Origin of the sequence: Anaerovorax odorimutans DSM 5092, from assembly GCF_000426305.1 — a bacterium.
Lineage (GTDB): Bacteria > Bacillota > Clostridia > Peptostreptococcales > Anaerovoracaceae > Anaerovorax > Anaerovorax odorimutans.
The window spans coordinates 43,751-68,403 of record NZ_AUFC01000013.1 but is presented as its reverse complement, the minus strand read 5'-3'; the positions used below and the strand labels follow the sequence as shown (position 1 = coordinate 68,403).

The 24,653-nt window shown below is 30.5% G+C and carries 29 protein-coding genes; 5 read left to right on the top strand and 24 right to left on the bottom strand.

Annotated elements, in window-relative coordinates:
- Window positions 1-11: 11 nt before the first annotated feature.
- The 10 genes from K292_RS0106025 to K292_RS0105980 all read right to left on the bottom strand — a co-directional run bounded on the left by K292_RS0106025 (window position 12) and on the right by K292_RS0105980 (window position 7,263).
- Window positions 12-1,703 carry a phage tail tape measure protein gene (locus K292_RS0106025; protein ID WP_027399084.1) on the bottom strand — a complete coding sequence of 564 codons (1,692 nt, stop codon included), beginning with the start codon at window positions 1,701-1,703 and terminating at the stop codon, window positions 12-14.
- 331 nt (window positions 1,704-2,034) lie between these two features.
- Window positions 2,035-2,469, bottom strand: a complete 435-nt coding sequence (locus K292_RS0106020) for a hypothetical protein (RefSeq protein WP_037372643.1) — start codon at window positions 2,467-2,469, stop codon at window positions 2,035-2,037.
- A gap of 16 nt (window positions 2,470-2,485) precedes the next feature.
- Complete coding sequence (locus K292_RS0106015; RefSeq protein WP_027399082.1) at window positions 2,486-2,902, bottom strand: phage tail tube protein; 417 nt, start codon at window positions 2,900-2,902, stop codon at window positions 2,486-2,488.
- Window positions 2,903-2,919: 17 nt separating this feature from the next.
- Window positions 2,920-3,999: a phage tail sheath C-terminal domain-containing protein gene (locus tag K292_RS0106010; RefSeq protein ID WP_027399081.1), complete on the bottom strand. Its 1,080-nt coding sequence runs from the start codon at window positions 3,997-3,999 to the stop codon at window positions 2,920-2,922.
- 27 nt (window positions 4,000-4,026) lie between these two features.
- The gene (locus K292_RS0106005; protein WP_027399080.1) at window positions 4,027-4,455 is read right to left on the bottom strand and encodes a phage tail terminator family protein; all 429 of its coding nucleotides are present in this window, start codon (window positions 4,453-4,455) and stop codon (window positions 4,027-4,029) included.
- A 330-nt stretch (window positions 4,456-4,785) separates the two neighbouring features.
- Window positions 4,786-5,208, bottom strand: a complete 423-nt coding sequence (locus tag K292_RS0106000; RefSeq protein ID WP_027399079.1) for a hypothetical protein — start codon at window positions 5,206-5,208, stop codon at window positions 4,786-4,788.
- A 35-nt stretch (window positions 5,209-5,243) separates the two neighbouring features.
- Entirely contained in the window at window positions 5,244-5,978 is a 735-nt protein-coding gene (locus K292_RS16180; RefSeq protein ID WP_084145914.1) for an ATP-binding protein, read from the bottom strand.
- Window positions 5,953-6,672, bottom strand: a complete 720-nt coding sequence (locus K292_RS0105990; RefSeq protein ID WP_027399078.1) for a hypothetical protein — start codon at window positions 6,670-6,672, stop codon at window positions 5,953-5,955. Before K292_RS0105990 ends, K292_RS16180 begins: the two co-directional genes overlap by 26 nt.
- An 86-nt stretch (window positions 6,673-6,758) precedes the next feature.
- The gene (locus K292_RS0105985) at window positions 6,759-6,944 is read right to left on the bottom strand and encodes a hypothetical protein (RefSeq protein ID WP_027399077.1); all 186 of its coding nucleotides are present in this window, start codon (window positions 6,942-6,944) and stop codon (window positions 6,759-6,761) included.
- A 70-nt stretch (window positions 6,945-7,014) separates the two neighbouring features.
- Complete coding sequence (locus K292_RS0105980) at window positions 7,015-7,263, bottom strand: DUF739 family protein (protein WP_245570834.1); 249 nt, start codon at window positions 7,261-7,263, stop codon at window positions 7,015-7,017.
- A gap of 184 nt (window positions 7,264-7,447) precedes the next feature.
- On the opposite strand from K292_RS0105980, the gene K292_RS16175 reads away from it, so the two are divergent.
- On the top strand, window positions 7,448-8,086 hold the full coding sequence (locus K292_RS16175) for a LexA family protein (protein WP_051280422.1): 639 nt from the start codon (window positions 7,448-7,450) through the stop codon (window positions 8,084-8,086).
- An 18-nt stretch (window positions 8,087-8,104) separates the two neighbouring features.
- Window positions 8,105-9,538 (top strand): recombinase family protein, encoded by a 1,434-nt coding sequence (locus K292_RS0105970; protein ID WP_027399075.1) that lies wholly within the window; start codon window positions 8,105-8,107, stop codon window positions 9,536-9,538.
- On the opposite strand, the gene K292_RS0105965 is transcribed toward K292_RS0105970, so the two are convergent.
- The 5 genes from K292_RS0105965 to K292_RS0105945 all read right to left on the bottom strand — a co-directional run bounded on the left by K292_RS0105965 (window position 9,539) and on the right by K292_RS0105945 (window position 12,353).
- Window positions 9,539-9,652: a manganese catalase family protein gene (locus tag K292_RS0105965; protein ID WP_027399074.1), complete on the bottom strand. Its 114-nt coding sequence runs from the start codon at window positions 9,650-9,652 to the stop codon at window positions 9,539-9,541.
- Window positions 9,653-9,655: 3 nt separating this feature from the next.
- On the bottom strand, window positions 9,656-9,910 hold the full coding sequence (locus K292_RS0105960; RefSeq protein WP_027399073.1) for a spore coat protein CotJB: 255 nt from the start codon (window positions 9,908-9,910) through the stop codon (window positions 9,656-9,658).
- Window positions 9,911-10,174 carry a spore coat associated protein CotJA gene (locus tag K292_RS16170; RefSeq protein WP_037372642.1) on the bottom strand — a complete coding sequence of 88 codons (264 nt, stop codon included), beginning with the start codon at window positions 10,172-10,174 and terminating at the stop codon, window positions 9,911-9,913.
- Between the two features lie 636 nt (window positions 10,175-10,810).
- A complete protein-coding gene (locus tag K292_RS0105950) occupies window positions 10,811-11,419 on the bottom strand; it encodes a LysE/ArgO family amino acid transporter (protein WP_027399072.1) in 609 nt (202 codons plus the stop codon).
- A gap of 37 nt (window positions 11,420-11,456) precedes the next feature.
- Window positions 11,457-12,353 (bottom strand): deoxyribonuclease IV, encoded by an 897-nt coding sequence (locus tag K292_RS0105945; protein WP_207637160.1) that lies wholly within the window; start codon window positions 12,351-12,353, stop codon window positions 11,457-11,459.
- A 420-nt stretch (window positions 12,354-12,773) separates the two neighbouring features.
- Between K292_RS0105945 and rocF the strand changes: the two genes are divergently transcribed.
- On the top strand, window positions 12,774-13,673 hold the full coding sequence (rocF, locus tag K292_RS0105940; protein ID WP_027399070.1) for an arginase: 900 nt from the start codon (window positions 12,774-12,776) through the stop codon (window positions 13,671-13,673).
- A gap of 95 nt (window positions 13,674-13,768) precedes the next feature.
- On the opposite strand, the gene K292_RS0105935 is transcribed toward rocF, so the two are convergent.
- The 8 genes from K292_RS0105935 to K292_RS0105900 all read right to left on the bottom strand — a co-directional run bounded on the left by K292_RS0105935 (window position 13,769) and on the right by K292_RS0105900 (window position 21,380).
- The gene (locus K292_RS0105935; RefSeq protein ID WP_027399069.1) at window positions 13,769-14,179 is read right to left on the bottom strand and encodes a GNAT family N-acetyltransferase; all 411 of its coding nucleotides are present in this window, start codon (window positions 14,177-14,179) and stop codon (window positions 13,769-13,771) included.
- Between the two features lie 125 nt (window positions 14,180-14,304).
- Window positions 14,305-15,549 (bottom strand): serine hydroxymethyltransferase, encoded by a 1,245-nt coding sequence (locus K292_RS0105930; RefSeq protein WP_156900482.1) that lies wholly within the window; start codon window positions 15,547-15,549, stop codon window positions 14,305-14,307.
- A 139-nt stretch (window positions 15,550-15,688) separates the two neighbouring features.
- Window positions 15,689-17,149 carry a cardiolipin synthase gene (gene cls, locus K292_RS0105925; protein WP_027399067.1) on the bottom strand — a complete coding sequence of 487 codons (1,461 nt, stop codon included), beginning with the start codon at window positions 17,147-17,149 and terminating at the stop codon, window positions 15,689-15,691.
- Between the two features lie 44 nt (window positions 17,150-17,193).
- Window positions 17,194-17,517, bottom strand: a complete 324-nt coding sequence (gene trxA, locus K292_RS0105920) for a thioredoxin (protein WP_027399066.1) — start codon at window positions 17,515-17,517, stop codon at window positions 17,194-17,196.
- 190 nt (window positions 17,518-17,707) lie between these two features.
- Window positions 17,708-18,481 carry an ABC transporter ATP-binding protein gene (locus tag K292_RS0105915; RefSeq protein WP_027399065.1) on the bottom strand — a complete coding sequence of 258 codons (774 nt, stop codon included), beginning with the start codon at window positions 18,479-18,481 and terminating at the stop codon, window positions 17,708-17,710.
- Between the two features lies 1 nt (window position 18,482).
- Window positions 18,483-19,388 (bottom strand): ABC transporter permease, encoded by a 906-nt coding sequence (locus K292_RS16165; RefSeq protein ID WP_051280420.1) that lies wholly within the window; start codon window positions 19,386-19,388, stop codon window positions 18,483-18,485.
- A 44-nt stretch (window positions 19,389-19,432) separates the two neighbouring features.
- Complete coding sequence (locus K292_RS0105905) at window positions 19,433-20,437, bottom strand: ABC transporter substrate-binding protein (RefSeq protein WP_027399064.1); 1,005 nt, start codon at window positions 20,435-20,437, stop codon at window positions 19,433-19,435.
- A gap of 637 nt (window positions 20,438-21,074) precedes the next feature.
- Window positions 21,075-21,380, bottom strand: coding sequence for a DUF6506 family protein (locus tag K292_RS0105900; RefSeq protein ID WP_027399063.1), 306 nt, complete (start codon window positions 21,378-21,380; stop codon window positions 21,075-21,077).
- A gap of 195 nt (window positions 21,381-21,575) precedes the next feature.
- Between K292_RS0105900 and K292_RS0105895 the strand changes: the two genes are divergently transcribed.
- Both K292_RS0105895 and K292_RS0105890 read left to right on the top strand, forming a co-directional pair.
- Window positions 21,576-22,991, top strand: coding sequence for an MFS transporter (locus K292_RS0105895; RefSeq protein WP_084145909.1), 1,416 nt, complete (start codon window positions 21,576-21,578; stop codon window positions 22,989-22,991).
- A 325-nt stretch (window positions 22,992-23,316) separates the two neighbouring features.
- Window positions 23,317-23,985, top strand: a complete 669-nt coding sequence (locus K292_RS0105890; protein WP_207637159.1) for a class I SAM-dependent methyltransferase — start codon at window positions 23,317-23,319, stop codon at window positions 23,983-23,985.
- A 29-nt stretch (window positions 23,986-24,014) separates the two neighbouring features.
- On the opposite strand, the gene K292_RS0105885 is transcribed toward K292_RS0105890, so the two are convergent.
- Window positions 24,015-24,545 (bottom strand): nucleoside-triphosphatase, encoded by a 531-nt coding sequence (locus tag K292_RS0105885; protein ID WP_027399060.1) that lies wholly within the window; start codon window positions 24,543-24,545, stop codon window positions 24,015-24,017.
- Window positions 24,546-24,653 lie beyond the last annotated feature (108 nt).

The following is a 24,653-nucleotide window of genomic DNA, read 5'->3' as shown; positions in this document are numbered from 1 at the left end:
GATCTTTCCTCCTATGCCATATTATTAATTACCGGTATTAATTTTCTGCTTATTTTTTCTCCTATAGTATCAACAAATCCATCTTCACCTATAAATGTATCAATTGCAATATTGATATTAACTCCGCCTCTGATCTTTTCACCATTTATTAACTTATCTGCTTGACTTAATAATTGCCTACTTCTTGTATTATTTCGCTTTAATGGAATCGCCATTTCAGCACCGGCTTCACCAAAGATAGAAGGATGTGTTGCTATACCGCCATTTGCAAACAATGGTATCTGTGGTATGATAAATTTTTTAGCCCATTTAAATCCTGGGACTTTGCTAAGCTTTTCCGGTATCCATGATAATGTAGCTGTAAAAGTATTAATTCCAGTAATAATAAAGTTAATAAATTCTCTAAAACCAGCTTTAATACCAGACCAAATGCCGGAAAAGAATTCTCCTAATGGAGTTAAAGCTGCTACAATTCCTGAATATAACCCAATGGCTTTTACTTTAATAACATCCCAATTTTTCCATACTAAGACACATGCTGCTGCAATAGCAATAAAAACTAATAACATAGGATTAGTAGCAAATAGTATTGACAAGGCCTTCCAAGCAATTTTAATAAAATTAAACGCTTTAACAATACCCTTAATTATAGTGGGTACAATTTTTAGACTTACTAAAATCAGCTTAATAGATCTAATTATTTTAATAATAGATTTTACAGTCTTAACAGCTTTTATAAATACATATAGACCACTTGCAACACCTAATATTACTTTTATAGCTGTCTTATTGGCTTTTATAAATTCAAATATTTGTTTTATATTTACATAAGCTTTTTTACCTTCTCTTATAAGCGTCTTAGTAATTTGTATTATGATCCCTTGGATCTGCGGCGAATGTTTTGTAAACCATACACTTAATTTACCTAATTCAGGTAATAGCTGCTTACCAACTTCTTCTTGTATATTTGCAAATGCCATTTTTGCTTGTTGAATTTTGCCTGCATCAGTTTGTGCCATGGCGTTGTTCATATCTCCAACATTATTACTAATAATCTTTGCAAGTGCAGCTGCTTTTTCTTCTTCTGTTCCAAATTTTAAAACATTTTCTTCTGCTTTGGAGAACTTAATGCCAAGATTGCTGAGTTCACCTGCTTGACCTTGTAATGCATTACCTAAAACATTGCCTATATTTGCTGCATCCTCAGAAGTGGATTTTAATCCATTTTGCTGAACAAGTAAATTATTCATAGCAGGAATAAGTGTATTAATACTGCCAGCTTGATTTGCAAACATAGCTAATTGCTGCGCTCCTGCAAGTTGTACTTCATCCGACACTACACCGTTTTTTTGCTGTGCTGCAGTTAAGTTTAATATTGATTTAATTTGTTTGTTTGTAGCATTAGTTTTTTGTTTTAGTGTATTGGAAAGCTTTAATTCACTCTCCAATTGCACTTGAGCAGCATCTACACTTGCTCTAGCATAATTTTTTATAGATCCAATTGCACTACTCGCAAACGCTTTCGTCTTTTTAGATATTTTACTTAATTGTTCCGAACTACTTTTAGTGAAATTCTTAAAACTATTTTGAGCGTTTTTGATTGGTGTTTTAAGTTTCTTTACTTGTTTTACTATATTTTCAATGACTTTACTTACATTGTCTTTAATAGATAAAGCCATACTTACTACAGTATTTGATGACATTATTTCACCTCCCTCTCTTACAATAAAAACAGTGTCTATTAAGAAATATAAGTTTTGCACATATTGGCAGTTTTAATATAATTTTGCCAATTATAATGTGCTTTTCTTAATATTTCTTTATAATAAAAAAGAAGGCTTTAACCTTCACCAAACATTGCATTTATTTTACTTTCATCATACTTAATTTTTAATTCTTTATTAAATTTCATACTTTCTATAAAAAATAATTTTTCCGAATAATTAAGATTAAGTAAATATCCTAATTCATATCCTTTATCGAGGTAATAACCGACCCAGTAAAGTAATCCACCTTCATCATTATTACCCCTTATTAGTTTTTTATTTCTGATTCTTTTTTATTGATTTCTGAATCCAAATCAAAGGCATCTTTAACTCTTTGCGCTAATTCAATAGTACCTTCAATGCCAAATACCTTTAAAACTACATCTGTAGGTTCTAAAGCTCCCATAGATTCTTGTAATTCTTTATTTTGTAAATATTTACAAGTGGCAAATACAAAATCCTTGCTTATTTCAAACATTTTTTCCATATCTTGGCCTACATAGTTACCTTCATTATTAAATTTTACAGCATTCGATATACCATCAATATACCTTATTAAAACATCTTCTGAAGGTCTTGTAAAAGGAATCAAATCTCCATCTACATTTAGTTCCACAGCCAGTTTTCTTTCATTATACTTTTGTGTTGATTTTTTTATAAAATCCTCAAGTGTAATTTTTCTATCTGATTTTTTAGCGCTCATAATTTTACCTCATTTTTTATGCTGTTTGTAATATCTCAAAATCTTCAGCTTTAAAATTAATTTCATTTTCTACGATTTTCTTTTCTTCAAATTGATTTAGCTGAATTTCGTCAAATGTAACTCCTGTATATGCAATTCTTTCAACTTTTCCTGTGCTTAAATTCATTGCTTTACCTACTATTTTAATATCTGTAATGATACCATTTTTATAATCATCTGCAACCAACTTCAAAATCTTGCTGTCAGTCTTCCTCATCTTAATAGAACCGGAAATTTTATACCCCATCAAAACTTGTGCTGTTTTCAGACCATTGGGTACTTCTTCAAATGTCATTTCCACCTTTGCTTGAAAACTAGAAACATCATCCCACATAGTATCATTAACCCAAATTTTACCGTTCGATCCATTCCAATATTTATTACCTGTTGTCATTATTTTTTCCTACCTTTCTAAATTGTAATTGCAATGCTGAAATCTTCCATAGCATTCAAGATTTTTATATTAGAGCCTAAAAACACTTGTGTTCCAACGGTCATACTGATTACCTTATCACTATCCCAGCTTGATACTTCATCTTCTCCATATATCACAATATTAGCTAACCTTTGAGCCTCTACATCAATATACGCATTATTATCGTAATCATCATCTAGTAATCCTTCTTTTTCTAACTCCTTGAAATAGCTATTGATAGCACCAATAAGTAAATACTGATTGTCAGAGCTGTTTTTATATTTTCCTTTATAATTATTGGCCCAAGTACTAACAATATCTTTATATATTAAGTCCTGAGTTTCAATAATCAATATATATTTAAAATCATCTGTGATACCTTCACCTGTTGTAGTTAAACTGTTTATACCTCTAACTACTTTTACACCATTCTCATCATTTGAAAGAACAAATTCACCATTATTTACTGAAGCTTCTAAGTCAGCAGGTTCAGCTACATTCAATAAATCTGTAAATGTATATGAAATAGCACTTCTAGTCAATGGTAATCCGGCTAATGCACCAACTAATCTTGGAATATATTTTTCACCTGTTACCTCACCTCTGTCATCTGTATAAGTAACCTTATCATTAGTAAAATTAACTATATGCGCATCATCAGCATTATTCTTATAAACTACACCTTTGTATTTCTTATTACTATTAGATTTAATAAAAGATGCTAATTCTGAATGATCTACTTCTGTTCCTTCTGCGATTCCAATCCAATCAAAATTCTTATTTTTAATAAGTGAAAGTAAATCAGTTAAAACTCCTGTAGTCCCCATTCTCGCTACAATAACCTTACTAACTCCGCCCAATAAACAATCCTTTATATAGCTAACATTTTTAGCTGTATATTTTGCTGTTTCTTGGCTTGTTAAATTATCACTTCCTGTGTATTCTGCAAAAGTAAATGAAGTATCTGTATCATCTTTTATTACGATACAAGCTACTCCTCTTTCTCCTCTTTGAATTGCACTTACACCTAATCCTGTAAATACCACACTGATATTAGGTAAACCTATATTTGCCATATTTTTTCCTCTCTTTCTATTTTATAATTATAAATTTAAATCTTCCATCATACTTATTTCCTCAACATTATTAAGCTCTTCTGATAACTCCATACTTATAAGAAATTGTAAAATTCCATCTATAACTTCTATTTCTGTTTCATATACTTCGATACTTGTTCCAGAATCAATTTTAATAACATTATCCTTTAAAAATAACTCTTCCAGTTGCTGCTGCATATCTGCAAATTCCATCAAGTAATCTTCTTTATTTTGAGGATAATAATATACCATTACTTTTAAATCCCTGTTTATTGACGTATTCATAAAATTACTTGTTTTTATTTTTTTAAAGTTGATTTTAAAAAAAGGTCTTTCTAATTCTTCGTTATTCTCTTTAGACTGAATTGTAACATTAGAAAATTTAGTTTTAATTTTTAAATTAATTGCATTTATAATCTGCCTATATGTAACCATTTAATCACTTCCCATAATCAATCCCTATTTATCAACTCCTAATTTTTTATAAATTGCATTTAAAGAATAATCATCGAACTCTAGCTCCTTATATATTTATTTAGGTTGATAAAGGTAACCTATAACCCTTTCTAAACTAAATGTCAGTAAATAAAAAAACTATAATTTAACTGTTTATTAATTAAATCATAGTTTTTTTGAAACACAAAAAGACTGCTGGTAATCCAGCAGCCTTTAAATTTTTTATATTTATTGACAATATCATAATACACTACTTACCGAGACATTGCAAGGACATTTTTTAAAAATTTTATAAATAATAATTATAACCTAATTATCATTTACGATTTCCTTATATATCCTACCTACTTGTTTAGCTGATAAACCTAATTGTTCTCCAATATCTATAAAACTTTTATTCTTACATTTGTAAAGGTAATATATTTTATATGCTCTTCCCTCAAGCTTATATAACATTTCATTTATTTCCTTTAATTGAGATTGCAATATATTCACCATAAAATTAAGTTCTTGTATTAATTGATCTATTTGCTGCACTCTTAAATAGATTTCTTCTATAGATAAAAACGATTTAGAAGATTTAATTCCTGCAATATCAAAATAGCTTCCTTTATATCCAGAAGGTAATCCAACTTTTGTCAGTAACCATTTTTTTTCTGCTTTCAATTGTCTAATTCTAGTTTTATATATATCAATTTCATTTTTTAAATCTTGATATGTTTTGCTAATCATTAAAAATCACTCCAATCCAACATTAGTAGTAATACTTATACTTCCTTTATTAATTTGACTTTCCTGTAATCTATTCCATCCATTTTTATGCCATCACACATTTCTATCAGCCTAGAAACTACAGCTTCACCTAATTTTTTTTCTAACTCCTCTATTTTTAAATTTGTAGTTACAATTAAAGGCTTATATCCCTCGTATCTGTTGTTTATAATCGTATAGATGACACTATTACTCCATTCACTTGCTTTTTCTTTACCTAGATCATCAATTACCAATAGATCTACATTTGATAATTCTTTTATTACTTGCAGTTCTGTTTCTTCAGAACTACTCTCATAAGTATTTTTAATTTCGTTTAATAGTGAAGTAACACTTCCAAATTTAACGAGTAATATATATTCTTTTATTATGTAATTTGCAATTGCAGCTGCTAAATGTGTTTTTCCTGTTCCTACGTTTCCAATGAATAAAAGACCCTTTCCAGTAGTTTTTATTTCTTCAAAATGCTTGGCAAATTGAAAACACTTTTCATAAATACTCTCATTATGCTTGTCTGTTTTAAAATTCTTAAAAGTTCTTGTTTGAAATCTACTTCCTAAATCGCTGTTTTTTAACAATCGTTTTAAACGTTCAGCCTTCCATTCTATTTCCATTTCTAAAAGTTCTTCTTTATCCCGTTCTTTTCTCAGTTTTTCATATGTTTCTTTAAATTCATTTTGTGTTATTTCTTTTTTATCCCTTTTTTCAATCAAAGAACTTGTTATAGTCATAAATAAGTCCTTTGTCATTATCTGCTTGTCCATCTTTTTCTTTTTTTGATTCCTCCTTTATTGGAAATATTCCCTGCCAACAATTAATTGTTGATTGTTGCAAGATTTTAACCGAAGTGTTAATATCACCATTAGATAAGGTATGCAATTTATCTAATATCATTTGAATAGCTCTGTCATTCAAAGGTTTTTTTATATCTTCTCTCATTTCAATAAAATCATTTAATGGCTTTCGAAGTCTTTTATCTAAATTGTTATACATCTCTTCTCTATCTTTTTTTATTTCTTTTTCTTTCTTTATTTGTTGCCTTTGATTAAACCCTTGCTGGCCTTTTCTTTTGCTTTTGTTTGCCTTTTGCTCGCCATCCTGTTCATATACATCCTGATAACGACTGTAATTTTCAACAGTTATTAAAGTAAACTTGTTTGTCCCTTTACTTGTTATTTCTCCTGTCTTTTTTAGCTTGTCCAAACTACCTCTGATTTGCTTTTGTGTTAAACCTGTTTCTTGTGATAAATTAGCAATGGTAGTTATTCTTTCCCCTCTTTTTATAACATTTCCTTGCCATTTAGAAGTCTCATAATTAACAGTTAATAGAAGATGAATAAACAATCTTGTAGTATTTATATCAGAGTACCATTCCCATTTAATTAATGATCTCCAAACCTTTATAAATCCTTTTTCTAAAAGCATTGCACCACCTTATGCTCTCTTAATATTTTCTTACTAATATTACTGAAATTTTAAGCAAAGCTAATAAATTAATATTTATATATGGCTTATGTTCTTATTTCTTCTTTTGTTGCCGGACGATAACCTGCCGCAGCCATAAAACGCTCTGTAATATTTTTAGATATTACTTTTTGCTCTTCTTCAGGTATGTCATCCCAGTTTCTTTCTATTCTTTTTCCATCTTCAAAGCCAACTATTATTACTTCTGCGGTTATCTCTTTCCTCTTTGCCATACCCTTCGCACTCCTTTCATTAGATCGTATGTTTTAATAGCTTGCTTATATTCTATTTTTATTTCTATTTTCAGCTTATTTTAGTTGCGTTTCGTATCATGCTAGGAAAAAAATATCTTATAATTTCTTCAGGTTGAATATTTAACAGTTCAGAAACCCTGTATATCTCATCAGAATTAAATAAAGCAAAACCATTTATTTTATCCGATAAAGTATTACTCCCCATTGGAATTTTAATAGAAAGACTTCTGTATGATTCTCCTTCCTCTCTTATTTTACCTTTTAACGCCTTTAATTCAGGATACAATCTCATTTTCATTATGTAATACCTCCTAATTTATTATGTTGTGTTATTTTGCATCTTGTTACGTTTCGTATCATAAACATAATATTACTTAAAATTTCCTTTGTCAATACGTAACGCAACAATATTTTCATATTTTTTTGTATTGTTATTGCAAGTCGTAACGCAATATATTATAATAATTTCAAGAGGTGATTTAATGGTTACAAATACTAATTTTCATAAAATGAAATTTCAAAACCGTTTAAAAGAATTAATGGATTTAAATAACGAGACATCCAGATCCTTAGGTGATGTTGTACATCTTTCCGGTGCTACAATATCCCGATATGTAACCGGAGCTATGTCTCCTAAAATTACTACAATAGAAGCTCTTGCCAGATATTTTCATGTAAACCCAACATGGCTAATGGGGTATGAGGTACCAAAATATCTAACTAATGCAGAAGAAGAGACTGTAACAATTGATATTTATGATAAAATTCCAGCGAATACCCATATAAAATCATTACAAAATGCAATTGATAAAGAAACAATACCAAAAAATTGGGTATCAGAAGGTAACGAATATATCGCACTAAAAATCGCCGGCAATAGTATGTATCCCAAATACGAAGACGGAGATATAGTTATAATCAAGCTGCAAAATGACTGTGAAAATAATCAAGACTGTATTGTCTTCATAAATGGATATGATAATGCTACTTTAAAAACAGTTATAAAAGATGGCGATTATATTACTTTAAAACCAAGAAATCCTGAATGGCAGCCAAAAACCTACCCTTCAAAGGATATTAAAATACTAGGTGTTGTAAAAAGACTACGCAGAGATTTTTAATAAAAAAGAGGTATATATATGAAAGCTGCAGCTGTATACATACGTGTTTCAACAGACGATCAAACCGAGTACTCACCGGATGCTCAATTAAAGGCAATAAAAGAATATGCTAAGAAAAATGATATGATAATTCAAGATAATCATATCTATATTGACGAAGGTATTAGCGGTAAAGCTACAAAAAAAAGAATAAGCTTCAATAAAATGATTGGAATAGCTAAGACTAAACCAAAACCTTTTGATGTAATTCTTTTGTGGAAATTTTCAAGATTTGCAAGAAATCGTGAAGATAGTATAGTGTATAAATCCATGCTGAGAAAACAACTTGGGATCGACGTGATTTCCATCACTGAAAATATTGGTGATGATAAAATGTCAGTACTCATTGAAGCTCTTATTGAAGCAATGGACGAATATTACAGTATCAATCTAGCTGAAGAAGTAAAAAAGGGTATGACAGAAAAAGCAAGCCGTGGTGAATTTCAAAGTGCTCCTCCTTTTGGCTATAAAAAATTAACAGATAAACCTCTTGAAATTAATGAAGAAGAAGCAAAGTATGTTCGCTATGCTTTTGAACAATATTTATCAGGAATAGGCTGTTTTACTATAGCCAGTAAATTAAATTCTTTCGGTATCAAGACTAAAAGAGGAAATAAATTTGAAAACAGAACTGTAGAGTATATGTTAAATAACCCAATCTATATAGGATATGTAAGATGGACCCCTACCGGTAAAACCGTTGGTAAACGTATTTATGATAATCCAAATACCATTATAAAAAAATCAGATCATAAACCAATAATTAATGAAGAGCTTTTTAAAAAAGTTAATGAAAAATTGAAAGCTGATAAAGCTCGCAGGAAAGTAGGTGAAAGACCTGCTGAAACTAAAAAACATTATCTATCCGGAATTTTAAAATGCGGAAGCTGTGATTCGTCCTTAACATATTCTCACACCAATAATGGATTTCAATGTATAAAATATACCCGCGGAACATGTAAACCAAGCCATTATGTCAGGGCAGACAAAATTGAAAAAGCAATATTAAAAGAATTAGATCATTTAGCAGATCCCGGAGTATATATTGAAAATGTAAAAAGTATTTCTAATTTTGCTGAAGAAAAAAAAATACTATTAAAGGAAATCTCTGTGTTAGAAAAAATGCTTGATAGGGCAAAACAAGCTTTCCTAGCTGGTATAGATACTTTAGAAGAATATGAAGAAAATAAGAGAAAATTACAAATGGAGATTAGTGTAAAAAATTCTAAAATTGCCAAACTAAAAGAACCTGCCATAGACCAATCTCAATTAAAAAAGAAAATTCAATCAGTCAGAGCTGTATTAATCAGTGATGCTTCTATAGCTGAAAAAAACTCTACATTACATGAAATAGTAGAGAAAATAGCCTTTTACAGGCCAGAAGAAAAGATAAGAATCTTTATTTACCTATAATTATACTTTATTGCTATCCGGACCACCATACTGAGTAATAATAAATTTAGCCAATGCTGGATTAGGATTTTTAATTTTAATAGGATACTGTAATTTTTTTTCATACATCCACATAATCTACGCCTCCATTTCCCATGGCCATGGCTTATCAATCCAAGTCCATCCATCAGATGTATTTACTGAAGCTGGTGTTAATGGTCCATACATAGATGTATATTCATCCCTTGTTTTTTCCAACAATGCTCTGTATTTATCATAAAAATTCAAAGCAGCTGTATCCATCGGATGTGTATCAAGGAATAAATTTGTATCAAGTAAAACTAACGATAACATCTGAATTTTTTTTAGCATTTCCATTCTAGAATAATCCATTTAACGATTACCTCCCCCTAAAAATGGTAAGTCAAGCTCTGGGAACAGTGTACCCTGACTTAATGCAAGCTCGGGGCTATATACAGTATTCCACGTCTGCCAAGGAACATAAGCCATTGCTATTTGACATGAATCAACCTGAGGGCAGTAATTGTTTGCCAAAGCAGCAATATCATCAGGTCTGTCAACACGAAGTCCTTCAATTGGCATACCAATATAAGGTTCTTCGTTTAAGAAATTGTTTAGTAATTCATTCTTTTCCAATATATTCTCTCCTTTCATTTTATCAGTATTATTCTATGAAATACCTTTCATTTGGTGCAGGGAATAAAAAAATATGCATAATGTAGATTTTAATTAATAAGTTATAAGTTACAGAAAAAATAACATGCTGATTAAGATTTTTTTAAAAATATTTACTTATAAATTCTATCATTTACTCATAGTTTAGTTTTTAATATAACATAACATTATTTAAAATTTTGATATTGTATAATAAAGGCAATACTCCTTTTTCCATTTGTATTTTCAAGCTTTTTATGAAATATCTATGTAATAAAAAATATCTCTTAAAGTAAAATTAAATTGAAAATCCCTATTTGCAAATGTAAATTTTTAATACTATAATAATGCAAAATACAATTTATTAAATGCTAATGTGACTATTTTTGTATATTGTTTCTATATGACTATATAGAAAAAGTATAATTATTTTAAATCAAAAATGTTACTTTCCACATAATAAAAAAATAACCTCCCATAAATTAGATTTTTAGGTCTAACTTATGAGAGGATCAATTCACAAAAGTAATTGGTAATTAAAACTTTTTATCTTATAACTTTTGTAGAATGGCCATGTATATTTATATCCTTTTTCTATTTTCAGCAAGGTAATATTAATTATAACATTTTATAAAATGACCACCCTAATTTTAATCCATATGCAAAAATTATTATACCGCATAATATGTTTATGTATCTAAGAACCTTGCTGCTGAATTTCTTTCTAAACAGTATAGTTACTGTAGTCAAAGTTAAAAACCAAAGACAAGAAGCACAAGCTACTCCTAAAATAAACCTAGTGGATGATTCTATAGGAAGTGTTGCCCTAAAAGCACCTAATAAAAGTGAGCCATCAATAAGTGCTTGGGGATTAAACCAAGTCACAACACAAGCCATTCCTATTACTTTTACCATGGAGATATTAACATCCCTACTATTATCTAAATCGGTTTTTTCTGTTATAAGTTTAATTCCCATTATAATTACAACAATACATCCAATTAATAAAATAATCATCTTTAATAAGTAGAAACGATCCATAAGAAATCCAATTCCAAAGAAACAAGCCATTGCCAAGGTAATATCAAAGAATATTACGATAAAAGCAGTTTGATATGCCTTTACTCTGGATCTCATTATAGATGAATTAATAATAAATAGGTTCTGAACTCCAATAGGTGCTACATAGGCTAACCCTAAAGTCAGCCCCTGCAAAAAATATAACATTAATTTCTCCTCATATAATTACTACTTTATATATATCTTACTTTTGCTCTAAAATATCATTTAATAAATGATCATTAAATTTACCGTTTTTTAACATCTCAATTTCATATTTATATGGTGCAAAAAAAGTTTTACCATCAGATGCTGCAACATAAGGAGTTTCCAAAATCTTAGGTACAGATTCAAAATCTTTATGATGCACAATATAATTAATTGCTTCAAAGCCAATATGTCCAAGACCAATATTTTCATGTCTGTCTTTTTTAGCTCCTAATTTGTTTTTACTGTCATTAATATGAAAAACAGCTATTTGGTCCTTTCCAATCAATTTATCAAATTCTGTCATAACACCGTCAAAATCATTTACTATATCGTACCCATTGTCATTTAAGTGACATGTATCAACACAAACTCTTAATTTATCATTATGCGAAACTCCATCATAAATTTTAGCAAGTTCTTCAAAATTACCTAATTCAGAGCCTTTACCTGCCATAGTTTCTAATGTAATAAAAACATTTGTATCTTTAGTCAAAACTTCATTAATACCTTTTATGATCTGCTTTACACCTACATCTTTACCTTCTCCCACATGAGCCCCGGGATGAACAATTAGAACTTTGCTTTTCATGGCTTCTGCCCTGTCTAATTCCAATGTTAAAAAATCTGTAGCCAACTTAAAAGTCTCAGGCTTTACTGCATTGCCAAGATTAATAATATATGGAGCATGTACAACAATTTCATCTATTCCATTTTCCTTCATAAAATCCCAGCCTTCATCTATCTTAAGCTCAGAAATATTTTTACGCCTTGTATTTTGCGGCGCTCCTGTATATACCATAAATGTATTTGCACCATAAGAAGCTGCCTCTTTTGCTGATCCTAAAAACATATCTTTTCCTCTCATTTTTACATGAGAACCTAATTTTATCATATCATTATCCTTTCAAAATTCTTATAACAAACAAAATATATATTACTCTATATATTCTTTTACCCTTTTATACAATTATAAACTAAAAATGTAAAATTTACAGAATCAAAGATTTTCATTAGTACATTTTGATAATTTAATGCTTAATTGCAAAATTAAAATATTTTTAATTTTTATATTACACTTTATCCTAAGCAAAACTTTATCCATGAAGATTGTAATAATCCATCTTAATAAAGATATCATACTAGCCGTTTATATGGTAGTGTTTGCTTACATATTTTTATATACACTATACAATATAAACTAAATAGTGAGCTTTAGTAAATATTGTTGTTTATAACAGAATATGATAAACTGATTACGTTAAATTCAACATTTTATATATCAATCTTTTTATTAATTTAAACGGAGGAATCAATGAAACAAAAAACTAATAATATACATATCATCGGCACGCAAATGGATTTAGGCGCTTCTAAACGCGGCGTTAATATGGGTCCCTCAGCCATAAGATATACGGATCTAGGAGGGAAACTTACCAACATGGGCTTTAATGTTATTGACAAAGGTGATATTGTTCCCGGTGATCCTCAAACAGAAGATCCAAAGAGAAAAAACTTTAAACCAATCTTTGATGCAAATAAAAAACTTTATGAAAAAGTAACAGATACCTTAAAGACCGGTGCTTTCCCTGTCATCATCGGAGGTGACCACAGCATATCCGCAGGAAGCGTCACAGCAATCAGCAGGTATTTTAAAAATATCGGAGTAATATGGATAGATGCTCACGGAGATTATAATGATGAAAGCAGCTCTCCAAGTGGCAACATGCACGGAATGCCCCTTTCAGCAGTATGCGGGCAAGGGCCCAGCGACATGGTTGATTTTGGCGGAGAACATTGTTTTGTAGATCCAAAAAAAGTAGCAATAATCGGATGCAGAGATATTGATAAATTGGAAGGAAAACGTCTTGTTGAAACAGGTGTAAATATTTTTACAATACATGATGTGGATAAACTCGGTATGGCAGAAATAGTTAAAAAAGCTATTGAAGTTACAGGAACAGATACCGTAGGAATTCATGTAAGTTTTGATTTAGATTCCATTACACCAGAAGAAGCACCGGGAGTAGGAACTTTAGTTTATAATGGCTTAACAGTAAGAGAATCTTTTTTAGCTGCTGAAATGCTCGCTGAAAGCGGCAAAATCTTATCACTTGATATGGTGGAACTAAATCCAATTCTCGATAATAATAACAGAACAGGAGAATTAGCCTGCGAGCTTATTTTATCACTTCTTGGAAAAAGCATTTATTAAAATTCTTACAAATATAATTAAAGACAAATTTTATTTGTGTTCAAGATAAGCTAATGAGAGCTGGCTTGTACATAGCCTCCTCTCCAGTTCAATTACTATATCCTAATTTGCATCCCAGGTGCATCAGAGTCTCTTTCCTCAAATCCTAACTTCTCATAAAATTTTTTCTTCCCCTTTGCTGCAGACAATTGAATCCATTGCAGACCTTTTGATTTACACCTCTTCATAAGAAGCTTTACAATTTCACTGCCAATTCCCTTTCTTTGAAAATCAGGATGAATTATAACATCTGTGATAAATGTTTGATATACACCATCAGATATAACACGTCCAAATCCTATAAATTTGTCTTCGTTGTATGCAGCTATAAGATACCAACTGTTACCTATGGCATTGTATAAATCTTCTTTTGAATATATACCTACTCTTCCATTCCATCCTGTTGTTTCATATAATTGATAAAAATCTTCTTTCTTAGGTACTGTACTTTCAAACTTAATATCCATTTAAATCGAAATCTCCTACACTTTAATTATTTATTCTTTACCAAAATAAACTTAGCATCAGTAAACTGATGCTAATGTTAAATCCATATCTAAACATTTTTTAATGCACGATATTTTAATTAAATTTATTTGTTATATAAAGGAAATGCTTCACATAATTCTTTTACAATAGCTCTTGCTTTATCCGCTGAAGCTTTATCACCAGGATTATCAATTACAAGTGCAATTGCTTCTGCAACCTTTGCAAATTCAGCTTCCTTAAAGCCTCTTGTAGTCATTGCAGGTGTACCAAGTCTAATTCCGCTAGTTACAAACGGACCATTTGGATCTTCAGGAATAGTATTTTTATTTGTAGTAATAAATGCATCATCTAAAAGTTTTTCAGCTTCCTTACCAGTTATATTTTTATTTGTTAAGTTTACAAGAATTAAATGATTATCTGTTCCTCCAGATACCAGCTTAAATCCTCTTGCCATAAGTTCATTTGCTAAAGCCTGAGCATTTGCAATTACTTGTTTCTGATATTCAACAAATTCCGGAGTAGAAGCTTCCTTGAAGCAAACTGCCTTACCTGCAATAATATGCATTAAAGGTCCTCCCTGAATTCCAGGAAATATAGCTTTATTTATTTTAGCTCCAAACTCTTCTTTAGCAAGAATAGCTCCGCCTCTTGGTCCTCTTAAAGTTTTATGAGTAGTAGTTGTAACAATATGTGCATGATCCATTGGATTTGGATGAAGTCCTGCTGCTACCAAACCTGCAATATGCGCCATGTCTACCATTAAAAGAGCTCCTACTTCGTCTGCAATTTCTCTGAATTTATCAGTTTCAATAGTTCTAGGATAAGCACTAGCTCCTGCAACAATCATCTTTGGTTTGTGTTCTTTTGCAAGTTTTCTTACCTCATCAAAATCAATAACTTCAGTTTCACTATCCACTCTATATGGTATAAAATTAAAATATTTTCCAGATAGATTTACTGGGCTTCCATGGGTTAAATGTCCTCCATTTGAAAGGTCCAGTCCAAGCACAGTATCACCTGGTTCCAATAGTGCAAAATATACGGCAATATTTGCACTTGCCCCAGAATGTGGCTGCACATTTGCATATTCTGCATTAAACAGCTTTTTAAGTCTCTCAATTGCTAAAGTTTCAGCTTCATCCACATATTCGCAGCCGCCATAGTATCTCTTCCCCGGATACCCTTCGGCATATTTATTTGTAAGAGCGCTTCCGCACGCCTCCATTACCGCAGCACTTGTAAAGTTTTCTGATGCTATTAATTCGATTTTGTTTTCCTGTCTGCCCATTTCTCTTTTTATAGCGGCACTTATTTCAGGATCAACCTTGTCCATATTATTGAAATACATTTCTACTTCTCCTTTCACCCAAGTAATAATGTGAATATTATATAAAAATTTTGTAGTGTAATCAAGTTATTATCAAAATTTTACTCATTCAATTAAATTACAATAAAAAAATATAACACAAATTATAATAATAATTGTTTTACAATAAATCAGATAAAAGCCTTGAGACAGATTCTTTAAATTTTACTATAAGTGGCCTGTTTCTGTATAGCGATCTTGTAAGTTCATGGGACTTTATCATATCTTCTTCAAAAATAGATTCTAATTTATAGACTTCTTCAGCATCATAAATAAAAGCATTAGCTTCAAAATTCAAACGAAAACTTCTGATATCAAAATTTGCAGACCCTATTGACCCGACTTCGCCATCCACTGCCATAGTCTTAGCATGTAAAAATCCATTATCATAAATATAAATTTTTGCCCCTAAGTTGGCTAAAATACCTACATAAGAATACGTTGCCCAATATACAAACATATGATCCGGCATACAAGGTATCATAATTCTTACATCTACTCCACATAATACAGCTGTTTTCAGAGCTTCCATAATACTGGCATCAGGAACAAAATAAGGACTTTGAATATATATATTCTTCTTTGCAGAAGAAATCATTTTTAGATAGCCCTGTTTAACTTCTTCTCTTGGGGAATCCGGGCCTGAAGCCACAATTTGAATACCTGTAATTCCCACTTCTTTAGGTTCGTTATAATAAGCTTGCGCCATTACCAACTTTTCTTTAGATGCAAAACGCCAGTCTAAAATAAATCTGGCATTCATGTCCTGAACGCAGCCTCCTGTTAACTTCAAATGAGTATCACGCCAATATCCAAACTTCTTTACCTTACCTAAATATTCATTGGCAATATTAAATCCACCTAAATAGCCAACTTCATCATCTATTACAACTAATTTTCTATGATTTCTGTAATTTAATTTCATATTCAAACATTTAAATTTAGGTGGGAAAAAAAATGCAGCTTTACCACCTGCATTAATAAAATCCTGTAATCTTTTCTCATTTATCTGCCTGCTCCCCATGGCATCTAAAAGAAGTCTTACTTCAACTCCTTCTTTTGCCTTTTCAATAAGAGCATCAATTAAAGTTCTTCCCACACTATCATATTTTACAATATAATATGTAATATTTATAGTTTCCTTTGCATTTTTAATGTCTTCTAGTAAACTATTAAACATGTGCTTTCCATCAGTAATAATGGAAATGCTGTTATTTTGTGTGAAATAAGCTAAAGCATTTGTTTGATTGAGTCTGATCATATCATACCATTTTTTTGACTCTTTATTTGTAAATTCAAAACTTCCATTAATCATACTATTAGTCTGTTCATGGAGAGACCCTCCTAATACTTCAGCTTCATATTTAGTTAATTTAAAAATTTTCTTTCTGGCAATATTTTGCGAAAACAAAAAATAAAAGACAATCCCTACTATAGGAAGAAGAAATAAAATCATAATCCAAGCAAGGGTTGCCGAAGGGTTCTTTCTTTCAAGAAAAATAATTGTTAAAGCAATTACAATATTTACAATAAAAAGAACTGTTATAAGATTAGGCATATTGAAAAATCCAAACGAAAACATTAGAAATCCCCCTTAACTCCTTATTAAACTAAGGAGATTTAATATTATACTAATGCTTTTATTTTTTCTTCCAAATCTCTTTGTGGTAATGCACCTGTAATTCTTTCCTTTATTTCTCCGTTCTTAATAAAAAACAAAGTAGGAATACTCATTACCTTATGTTCTATTGCGAGCTTACGTTCTTCATCAATATTGATCTTGCAAACTTTTGCTTTGCCTTCATATTTTGCGGCTAAATCAGCAAGAACAGGCCCTACCATTTTACAAGGTCCACACCAATCAGCATAAAAATCAACGATTACCGGAACTTCAGAATTCATTACTTCTTGTTCAAAATTATCATTAGTTAATTTAATCATATTTTCCATCTTTTCTTACCTCCAAATGTAACTATAATTCCAATTTATATATAATAATTATACCTCAATCTGATATTATTAAACCTATTATGATAAAATTTAATTTATAATATATTTAATAATGATCAATTAAACCAATCCACCTCAGAAGATTAATCGTCTTCAAATAAATTATGTTTAATTTTTTTCAATTATACCATTATAATAACATTCTGTCATTGTCAATTTCAAATTGTTCAATAAGTTTTTCTACTGTCATATCTGCTCTTTCATCACCTGAAATATCCATAACAATCTTACCTTCCTTCATTAGTATAGTTCTGTTTCCATACTGAAGGGCATCTTTCATATTATGTGTAATCATCATAGTAGAAAGACCTGGTTCTTTCGAAAATCTATTTGTTAATTCAAGAACTTTTTTAGCTGCTCCCGGATCAAGTGCAGCCGTATGTTCATCCAAAAGTAAAAGCTTTGGTTTAGAGATAACTGCCATAAATAAGGTAAGTGCTTGTCTTTGACCTCCTGATAAAAGTTTTGCTTTCTGTTTCATCCTATCTTCAAGACCCATGCCAAGTAAAGCTAATTTCTCCCTGAAAACTTCTTTTTGTTTCCTATTTATTCCGGATTGAAGTCCTCGAAAACTATTTTTATTATATGCAATAGATAAGTTTTCTTCAATTGTCATATCAAAAGCTGTGCCCTTCAAAGGATCTTGAAAAACTCTTCCTATGAATTTTGACCTCTTAAATTCCGGCTGTCTTGTTATATTCTTACCATCTAAAATAATTTTGCCCTTATCTATGGGAAATACTCCCGATATACAATTTAAAAGAGTTGATTTACCCGCACCGTTGCTTCCTATTATAGTAACAAAATCTCCCGGTCTCAAATTAAAATCAATATTATCTATTGCAACTTTTTCATTTATTGTGCCTTTGCCGAAGGTCTTATGCATTTTTTCTATTTTAAGCATATTATTTTGCCTCCTTTTTTGCAAATAACGAGTTCAAGGAGAAGTTTCCACCGAATGCTCCAACAGCCAATGCTATCGTTATAATTGCAGCCGACACTAACTTTAAATCACTAGTTGGAAGACCTAATTTAAATGCCTGCGCTATTATTAATCTATATACTACTGCACCTAAAGAAACAGCAATTAACCTTCTTAATAATGATTTTGTGCCAAAAATAGCTTCGCCTAATATTACTGAAGCCAATCCGATTACAACCATACCTGTTCCCATAGTTACATCTGCAAAAGACTGATATTGTGCCAGCATTCCTCCTGCAAGTGCAACAAATCCATTTGAAAGTGCTAGTCCCAATACTTTCATTCCATCACTGTTAATTGCATAAGCTCTCACCATATCTTCGTTGTCTCCAGTAGCACGAAGTGCAAAGCCAATTCGTGTTTTTAAGAAGAAAAAAAATAAGATAATAATAATTGCCAATATAACAACACCCATAATCAATTTTGGATATTCTATATGTAATGAATTTTCTGCCCATTTATATAAAGTATCACTTCTTGTTAGGGGTATATTAGGTCTGCTTCCCATAATTCTCAAATTAATCGAATATAGTCCAAACATTACAAGTATGCCCGCTAAAAGAGGCTGAATCTTTAATTTTGTATTCAATAATGCCGTTACAGTACCTGCCAAAAGACCGCATATAAATGCTAAAAGCAATCCTAACAAAGGATTGCCGCCAATACTACATATTACAGCAGAAGCAGCAGCACCTGTTACGATGCTGCCGTCTACTGTTAAATCCGGTAAATTTAATGTTCTGAATGAGAGAAATACTCCCAAAGCTAATATTGCATAAATCATTCCCTGTTCCAAAGAACCCATGAACGCTGCAAAGGTTAATAACATAATTTCCTCCAAGTTTATCTAGCATCAGATAATTTAAATATAAATTATTCTGATAAATCTGTGGCTTTTTCTAAAATTTCTTTTGGAATTTTAATACCAATATCATCTGCTGTTTTCTTATTAATATAAATTTGTGTATCTGACATAACTTGTACCGGCATAGTTGCTGTATCAGCTCCGTTTAATACTTCTGCCGCCATACTGCCTGTTGCTTTTCCAAGTGCCACATAATTAACACCATCTGTTGCTAAACCTCCATCTGCCACCATTGAATCGGCTGCAACATAATAAGGAATTTTTGCTTTATTTAAAACGTCTACAATAGTAGGCATAGATGAAGCAACTGTATTGTCTATCGGAGAAAATACTGCATCAACGTTACCAATTAAAGATTGTGCAGCCTGTTGAATTTCACTGCTGTTCATAATAGTTGCTTCAACAACTTCAATGTCCTTTGTTTTGGCATATTGTTTAAGTTCATTTATAACCGATACAGAATTTACTTCGCCTGTACTATATATGGCACCTATTTTTTTAATATCAGGTGTTATCTGTAAAGCTAAATCCATAATTTTAGAAGCTGACACCGCATCAGAAGTACCTGTTATATTTCCTCCCGGATTTTCCATGCTGTCTACAAGTTTTGCTCCTACAGGGTCAGTTACAGCTGAAAAAACGATTGGAATTTCTGTAGTTTCACCAAGGGCTGCTTGAGCTGATGGTGTTGCAATGGCAATAATCAAATCATAATTATTTGCTGTAAATGATTGACATATAGTCTTTAAATTATTTGTATCATTCTGAGCATTTTTATAATCAATTTTTACTGTTTCCCCATCAATAAAGCCTTCATCTACAAGTTGTTTTATAATATTTTCACGAATTGTATCTAATGATGGATGTTCAACAATCTGAACAATACCTATAGTAGGAAGATCTGAAGCTACCTTATCTTTATTATCTGTATTTGGGACATCTTCTCCTCCACATCCTGTAAATACAACTGTCATTAGCATAACTGCCATTAATAATACTGCTATCTTTTTCATTTTTTTCTCCTTTTTTGTTTGTTTATTTTTGTTTGCACAAAACATATTATATGTAATTTAATAAAAAATAAATGAAAAGGGTTTTCTCTGCATTTAGTATAATATAGATATCACTTTAATAATACTGTCCAGTCAATAAAATCAATGCCAAACAAGATTTCAATTTGCATATATTGACAGCTTAATACTTTAAGTCCTGTTAATTATTAATGTATTTTCTTTGATATCCCATCAATATGGTAAAAAATAATTCAAATAAAAAAACACTTATCCCATATTCAAGGACAAGTGTTAACCTGCGGTACCACCTTGTTTGATATACTTTTGCATATCCTCTTTGCAGAGTGCCATCACACCCTCAGCCCTATAACGCTGGCCAGCGTCTCCGCTACTAAGATAAACCCTTTCGCTTCACCCTCAGAGGCCCACTTGCTGTATCGTCATCTGTTCGGCTTCCACCAATCCGAATTCGCTGTTAGATCGTTTTACAGTTTAACTCCCTCGTCAACAGTTTATAAATATGTTAGCATTGCATATTCATTTTGTCAATCTAAAAATATTGACATCTACCTAATTATCTGAAAATATTATATTCTAACTAATTAAAAATCATATTATTAAATAAATTTAAAATATTTTACATCCACTTTGAATCACCTGAAGCTCCATCGTAACCGGGATGATTGTCAAATCTTACTACTCCTACTTGTAACTTTCCTTCAACTGCTTCCGTAACTTTAGCATGACCTATCGTTCCAAATCCTCCGCAAAGTTCTATTACTAAAGCTCCTTCATCTACAAGTTTTTTTGCCTCTACGCAAGCCATGTCATAATTTGCTACTCCTACAGTAATCATTTCTCCATTTTCTCCAACTTGCATAACCGTTCTTTGAGGCTCTTCGATACTTCCGTTTACAAACATAAATACTATTTTTCTTTTCATCTTCTATTCCTTTCTCTTTAGTAAGTATATTAAAATTAAAATATATCTAAATAATTACATTTATTATTGTTTTATTATATAATTATAACAGTATTTATTTACCATGTCATAAAGTATAAAAATTTTTATTGATTTATTTACTAAAATATTCACATACTATACATTATACTATTTTATAAAAGGATTTTAGCTTATATGAAACAAACAAATGAAAATAAAAATAATTTAGAGATTAATAATTCTCCCACTAACCATCAACTGGCGACCTTATTTGTTGTAATTATTACATCATTTATTACAACATTTACAGGAAGCGCTTTAAATTTATCGATTCCCACTATTGGCACTGAATTTCATGCAAGTGCCAGTTTTATTGGCTGGATAATAACAGGTTATATGCTGGCATCTGCAACTTTGTCTGTACCATTTGGCAGAATTTCTGACTTAACTAATCGTAAAAGAATTCTAGTTATTGGGATATTAATATTTGCACTTTGTTCATGTGCTGCTGCTTTCGCATGGTCTATTAAAATCCTTCTTCTGTTCAGAATTGTTCAAGGTATTGGTGCAGCTATGATTTTCAGTACAAATACCGCTGTTCTAATAAGTGCTTTCCCTTCAGAAAAAAGAGGTAAAGTTTTAGGATATTCTATAGCTTCCACTTATATAGGTCTTTCCGCCGGTCCTGTTATTGGTGGTATGCTTAATCATCACTTCGGCTGGCGTTCTATATTTACAGTTACATTTTTAATAAGTATAACAGTATTTATAATCGCCATAAAATATCTTCCAAAATCAATTAAAGATGCAAGTGGTCAAGGTATAGACTTTTTAGGAAATATTCTTTACATGACAATGATTGTAACAATTATGTACGGTTTTTCCTCATTTACATCTGTATGGTTTGCAAAATATTTAATAATATCAGGTGTAGTACTTTTTATTTTATTTGTAATGCATGAACTGAAAACAAAATATCCTATTATTGAAGTTCGATTATTTGCCCATAATATAAGCTATACTTTTTCAAATATAGCAGCTCTTTTAAATTATGGAGCAACCTTTGCACTGGGATATTTACTGTCTATTTATCTTCAATTGATTATGGGCTTTGATTCACAAATTTCAGGATTAATTTTAATTAGTCAACCACTTCTTATGGCAGTTTTATCCCCGTATGCCGGGAAATTGTCAGATAAGATTTCACCTTTTAAGCTGGCATCATTTGGTATGGCATTATGTGCCTTAGGACTGTTTTCATTTATATTCATATCAAAAGATTATCCTCTTTGGCTTATCATAGTTAACTTAATTGTTATGGGTGTTGGTTTTGCCTTTTTCTCTTCACCAAATACCAATGCAGTTATGGCTTGTGTGGAGAAAGAAAATTATGGAGTTGCATCCTCTATTTTAGCAACTATGCGTTCTATTGGTCATACATCTAGCATGGCAGTAGTAACATTTATTGTAGCTTTAAAAATGGATGCTATACCTCTTGCAAAAGCCACTCCTGAAATGCTTATTTCCACAATGCATATTTCTTTTATAGTATTTACCTGTGTATGTACCGTTGGAATCTTTATATCTTTAAAGCGTAAAAATACCAATTAATATTTTGACCTATATTTTCAAGGTATAATATTTAATTTTTATACTTTACAAATATTGACTAATTATTTATAATTATAACTAATTAAAACCAACTGGTTTTTAATTAAAATTATACTCTTGTAATAATTATTAACAGAATCAGATATAAAAGTAATAAAAAATATATAATAATTATAAAGGGAAGAAATCATTTAAAATATTTAAAAATTAAAATTACAGATTAATTATAATTGAAATGGAAGGAGAGTATTGGTGTATTTGGTTTTAAATACATCGTACAATTATTAAAATGCTGATTTGGAAAGATCAAACTATTGAATGGTATATGAATGCAAATAAAAAGACACAATATTTTTCAAAATTAAGTATTCCGATTTTAGAATATATAGAAAAAAGTGATAGAATTTGTGAAATTGCATGTGGCTTAGGCTTCCTTTCTATGGAGCTTGCAAAAAAAGCTAAAGAAGTTCTCTCCATTGATATAAGTCCGGAAGCCATTGACTTTATGAATACATATTTAGAAAAAAATTCAATAAAAAATATAAATACTTCATGCGGAGATTGGAGGAAGCTTTGTAAAGAAAAGGTATTTGATGTGGTAATTTTAAGCTATTTTGGTGCAATATTAAACGATTGGTCTTTACTTAAATCAATTGCCTCTAAATATATAATAGCTATTTTACCTCAAACCTACCGAAAAGACAAAGTATCAAATGAAGATTTAGCTACATATAACCGAGAAACAGTTGATAATGTAACAGAATTTTTAACAGAGAAAAAAATACCTTTTAAACTTATGAAAGATGAAATCGAATTTGGGCAACCCTTTGATAAAATTGAAGACGCTTTTAATTTTATAAGTCATTATTATAATATATCTGATAGAAATTATGCTAAAGAGTATCTAAATAAAAATTTAATAAAAAAAGAAGGTTATTATTACCTTCCTAAAACAAGGAAATTTGGAATTTTTATAATTGGTCCTTTTAAATAATTTTAAGCCAAATTTTCTTAAGATGTAGATTATAATATATTTTTTCCATTAAGGCTTTCATAAAGATATTTTGAGACTTCTTCCTTTAAATTATTTCTATTTTCAACATTTACATCAAATACTTTTACTTTTTTATGGTTTCTTATGCGATTTAGAAATTCAGTATTCATTGGTTTAATTACACCTAATACCGGAATGTTTCCATTTAAAACGCTTATAACCTTTTCTTGAAATATTTTTGCTTCATTTTCCATAAATCCCAGTTCATCCATTATAATAAGGTCTGACCCTTCTAAATTTGAAAGAGTTTTGCTCCCAAAATCGTCAAAAGCTTCTTTGTAACCTTTAAAACGTCCATCACCATATCTGTACGCTACAGCAACTCTGCTGTCTTTATTGCCTTTAATAATATTGTACATATAAACATATGAGGAACTGCATTTTTCAAATTTCTCTGCCAGTGTACAAAAACCATTAATTTCTATTGGCAGTTTTTCTGTTATACTTGTTATTATTGTAGATTTTCCCACACCAGGGATACCTGATAAAAAAATATGCATAAAGTTTTACCTAATTTCTTATTCTCCAAGTTTAATTTATATCGTTAATTATCTCTATATCGTTATTCTTACAAAAATTCTATAAGCATTTTGTAAATTAATTCAATT

Coding starts and splice junctions, on each gene's coding strand:
- K292_RS0106025 (WP_027399084.1), bottom strand. CDS start 1,703: ATGTCATCAAATACTGTAGTAAGTATGGCTTTATCTATTAAAGACAAT.
- K292_RS0106020 (WP_037372643.1), bottom strand. CDS start 2,469: ATGAGCGCTAAAAAATCAGATAGAAAAATTACACTTGAGGATTTTATA.
- K292_RS0106015 (WP_027399082.1), bottom strand. CDS start 2,902: ATGACAACAGGTAATAAATATTGGAATGGATCGAACGGTAAAATTTGG.
- K292_RS0106010 (WP_027399081.1), bottom strand. CDS start 3,999: ATGGCAAATATAGGTTTACCTAATATCAGTGTGGTATTTACAGGATTA.
- K292_RS0106005 (WP_027399080.1), bottom strand. CDS start 4,455: ATGGTTACATATAGGCAGATTATAAATGCAATTAATTTAAAAATTAAA.
- K292_RS0106000 (WP_027399079.1), bottom strand. CDS start 5,208: ATGATTAGCAAAACATATCAAGATTTAAAAAATGAAATTGATATATAT.
- K292_RS16180 (WP_084145914.1), bottom strand. CDS start 5,978: ATGACTATAACAAGTTCTTTGATTGAAAAAAGGGATAAAAAAGAAATA.
- K292_RS0105990 (WP_027399078.1), bottom strand. CDS start 6,672: ATGCTTTTAGAAAAAGGATTTATAAAGGTTTGGAGATCATTAATTAAA.
- K292_RS0105985 (WP_027399077.1), bottom strand. CDS start 6,944: ATGGCAAAGAGGAAAGAGATAACCGCAGAAGTAATAATAGTTGGCTTT.
- K292_RS0105980 (WP_245570834.1), bottom strand. CDS start 7,263: ATGAAAATGAGATTGTATCCTGAATTAAAGGCGTTAAAAGGTAAAATA.
- K292_RS16175 (WP_051280422.1), top strand. CDS start 7,448: ATGGTTACAAATACTAATTTTCATAAAATGAAATTTCAAAACCGTTTA.
- K292_RS0105970 (WP_027399075.1), top strand. CDS start 8,105: ATGAAAGCTGCAGCTGTATACATACGTGTTTCAACAGACGATCAAACC.
- K292_RS0105965 (WP_027399074.1), bottom strand. CDS start 9,652: ATGTGGATGTATGAAAAAAAATTACAGTATCCTATTAAAATTAAAAAT.
- K292_RS0105960 (WP_027399073.1), bottom strand. CDS start 9,910: ATGGATTATTCTAGAATGGAAATGCTAAAAAAAATTCAGATGTTATCG.
- K292_RS0105950 (WP_027399072.1), bottom strand. CDS start 11,419: ATGTTATATTTTTTGCAGGGGCTGACTTTAGGGTTAGCCTATGTAGCA.
- K292_RS0105945 (WP_207637160.1), bottom strand. CDS start 12,353: ATGATAAAATTAGGTTCTCATGTAAAAATGAGAGGAAAAGATATGTTT.
- rocF (WP_027399070.1), top strand. CDS start 12,774: ATGAAACAAAAAACTAATAATATACATATCATCGGCACGCAAATGGAT.
- K292_RS0105935 (WP_027399069.1), bottom strand. CDS start 14,179: ATGGATATTAAGTTTGAAAGTACAGTACCTAAGAAAGAAGATTTTTAT.
- K292_RS0105930 (WP_156900482.1), bottom strand. CDS start 15,549: ATGTATTTCAATAATATGGACAAGGTTGATCCTGAAATAAGTGCCGCT.
- cls (WP_027399067.1), bottom strand. CDS start 17,149: ATGTTTTCGTTTGGATTTTTCAATATGCCTAATCTTATAACAGTTCTT.
- trxA (WP_027399066.1), bottom strand. CDS start 17,517: ATGGAAAATATGATTAAATTAACTAATGATAATTTTGAACAAGAAGTA.
- K292_RS0105915 (WP_027399065.1), bottom strand. CDS start 18,481: ATGCTTAAAATAGAAAAAATGCATAAGACCTTCGGCAAAGGCACAATA.
- K292_RS16165 (WP_051280420.1), bottom strand. CDS start 19,388: ATGTTATTAACCTTTGCAGCGTTCATGGGTTCTTTGGAACAGGGAATG.
- K292_RS0105905 (WP_027399064.1), bottom strand. CDS start 20,437: ATGAAAAAGATAGCAGTATTATTAATGGCAGTTATGCTAATGACAGTT.
- K292_RS0105900 (WP_027399063.1), bottom strand. CDS start 21,380: ATGAAAAGAAAAATAGTATTTATGTTTGTAAACGGAAGTATCGAAGAG.
- K292_RS0105895 (WP_084145909.1), top strand. CDS start 21,576: ATGAAACAAACAAATGAAAATAAAAATAATTTAGAGATTAATAATTCT.
- K292_RS0105890 (WP_207637159.1), top strand. CDS start 23,317: ATGAATGCAAATAAAAAGACACAATATTTTTCAAAATTAAGTATTCCG.
- K292_RS0105885 (WP_027399060.1), bottom strand. CDS start 24,545: ATGCATATTTTTTTATCAGGTATCCCTGGTGTGGGAAAATCTACAATA.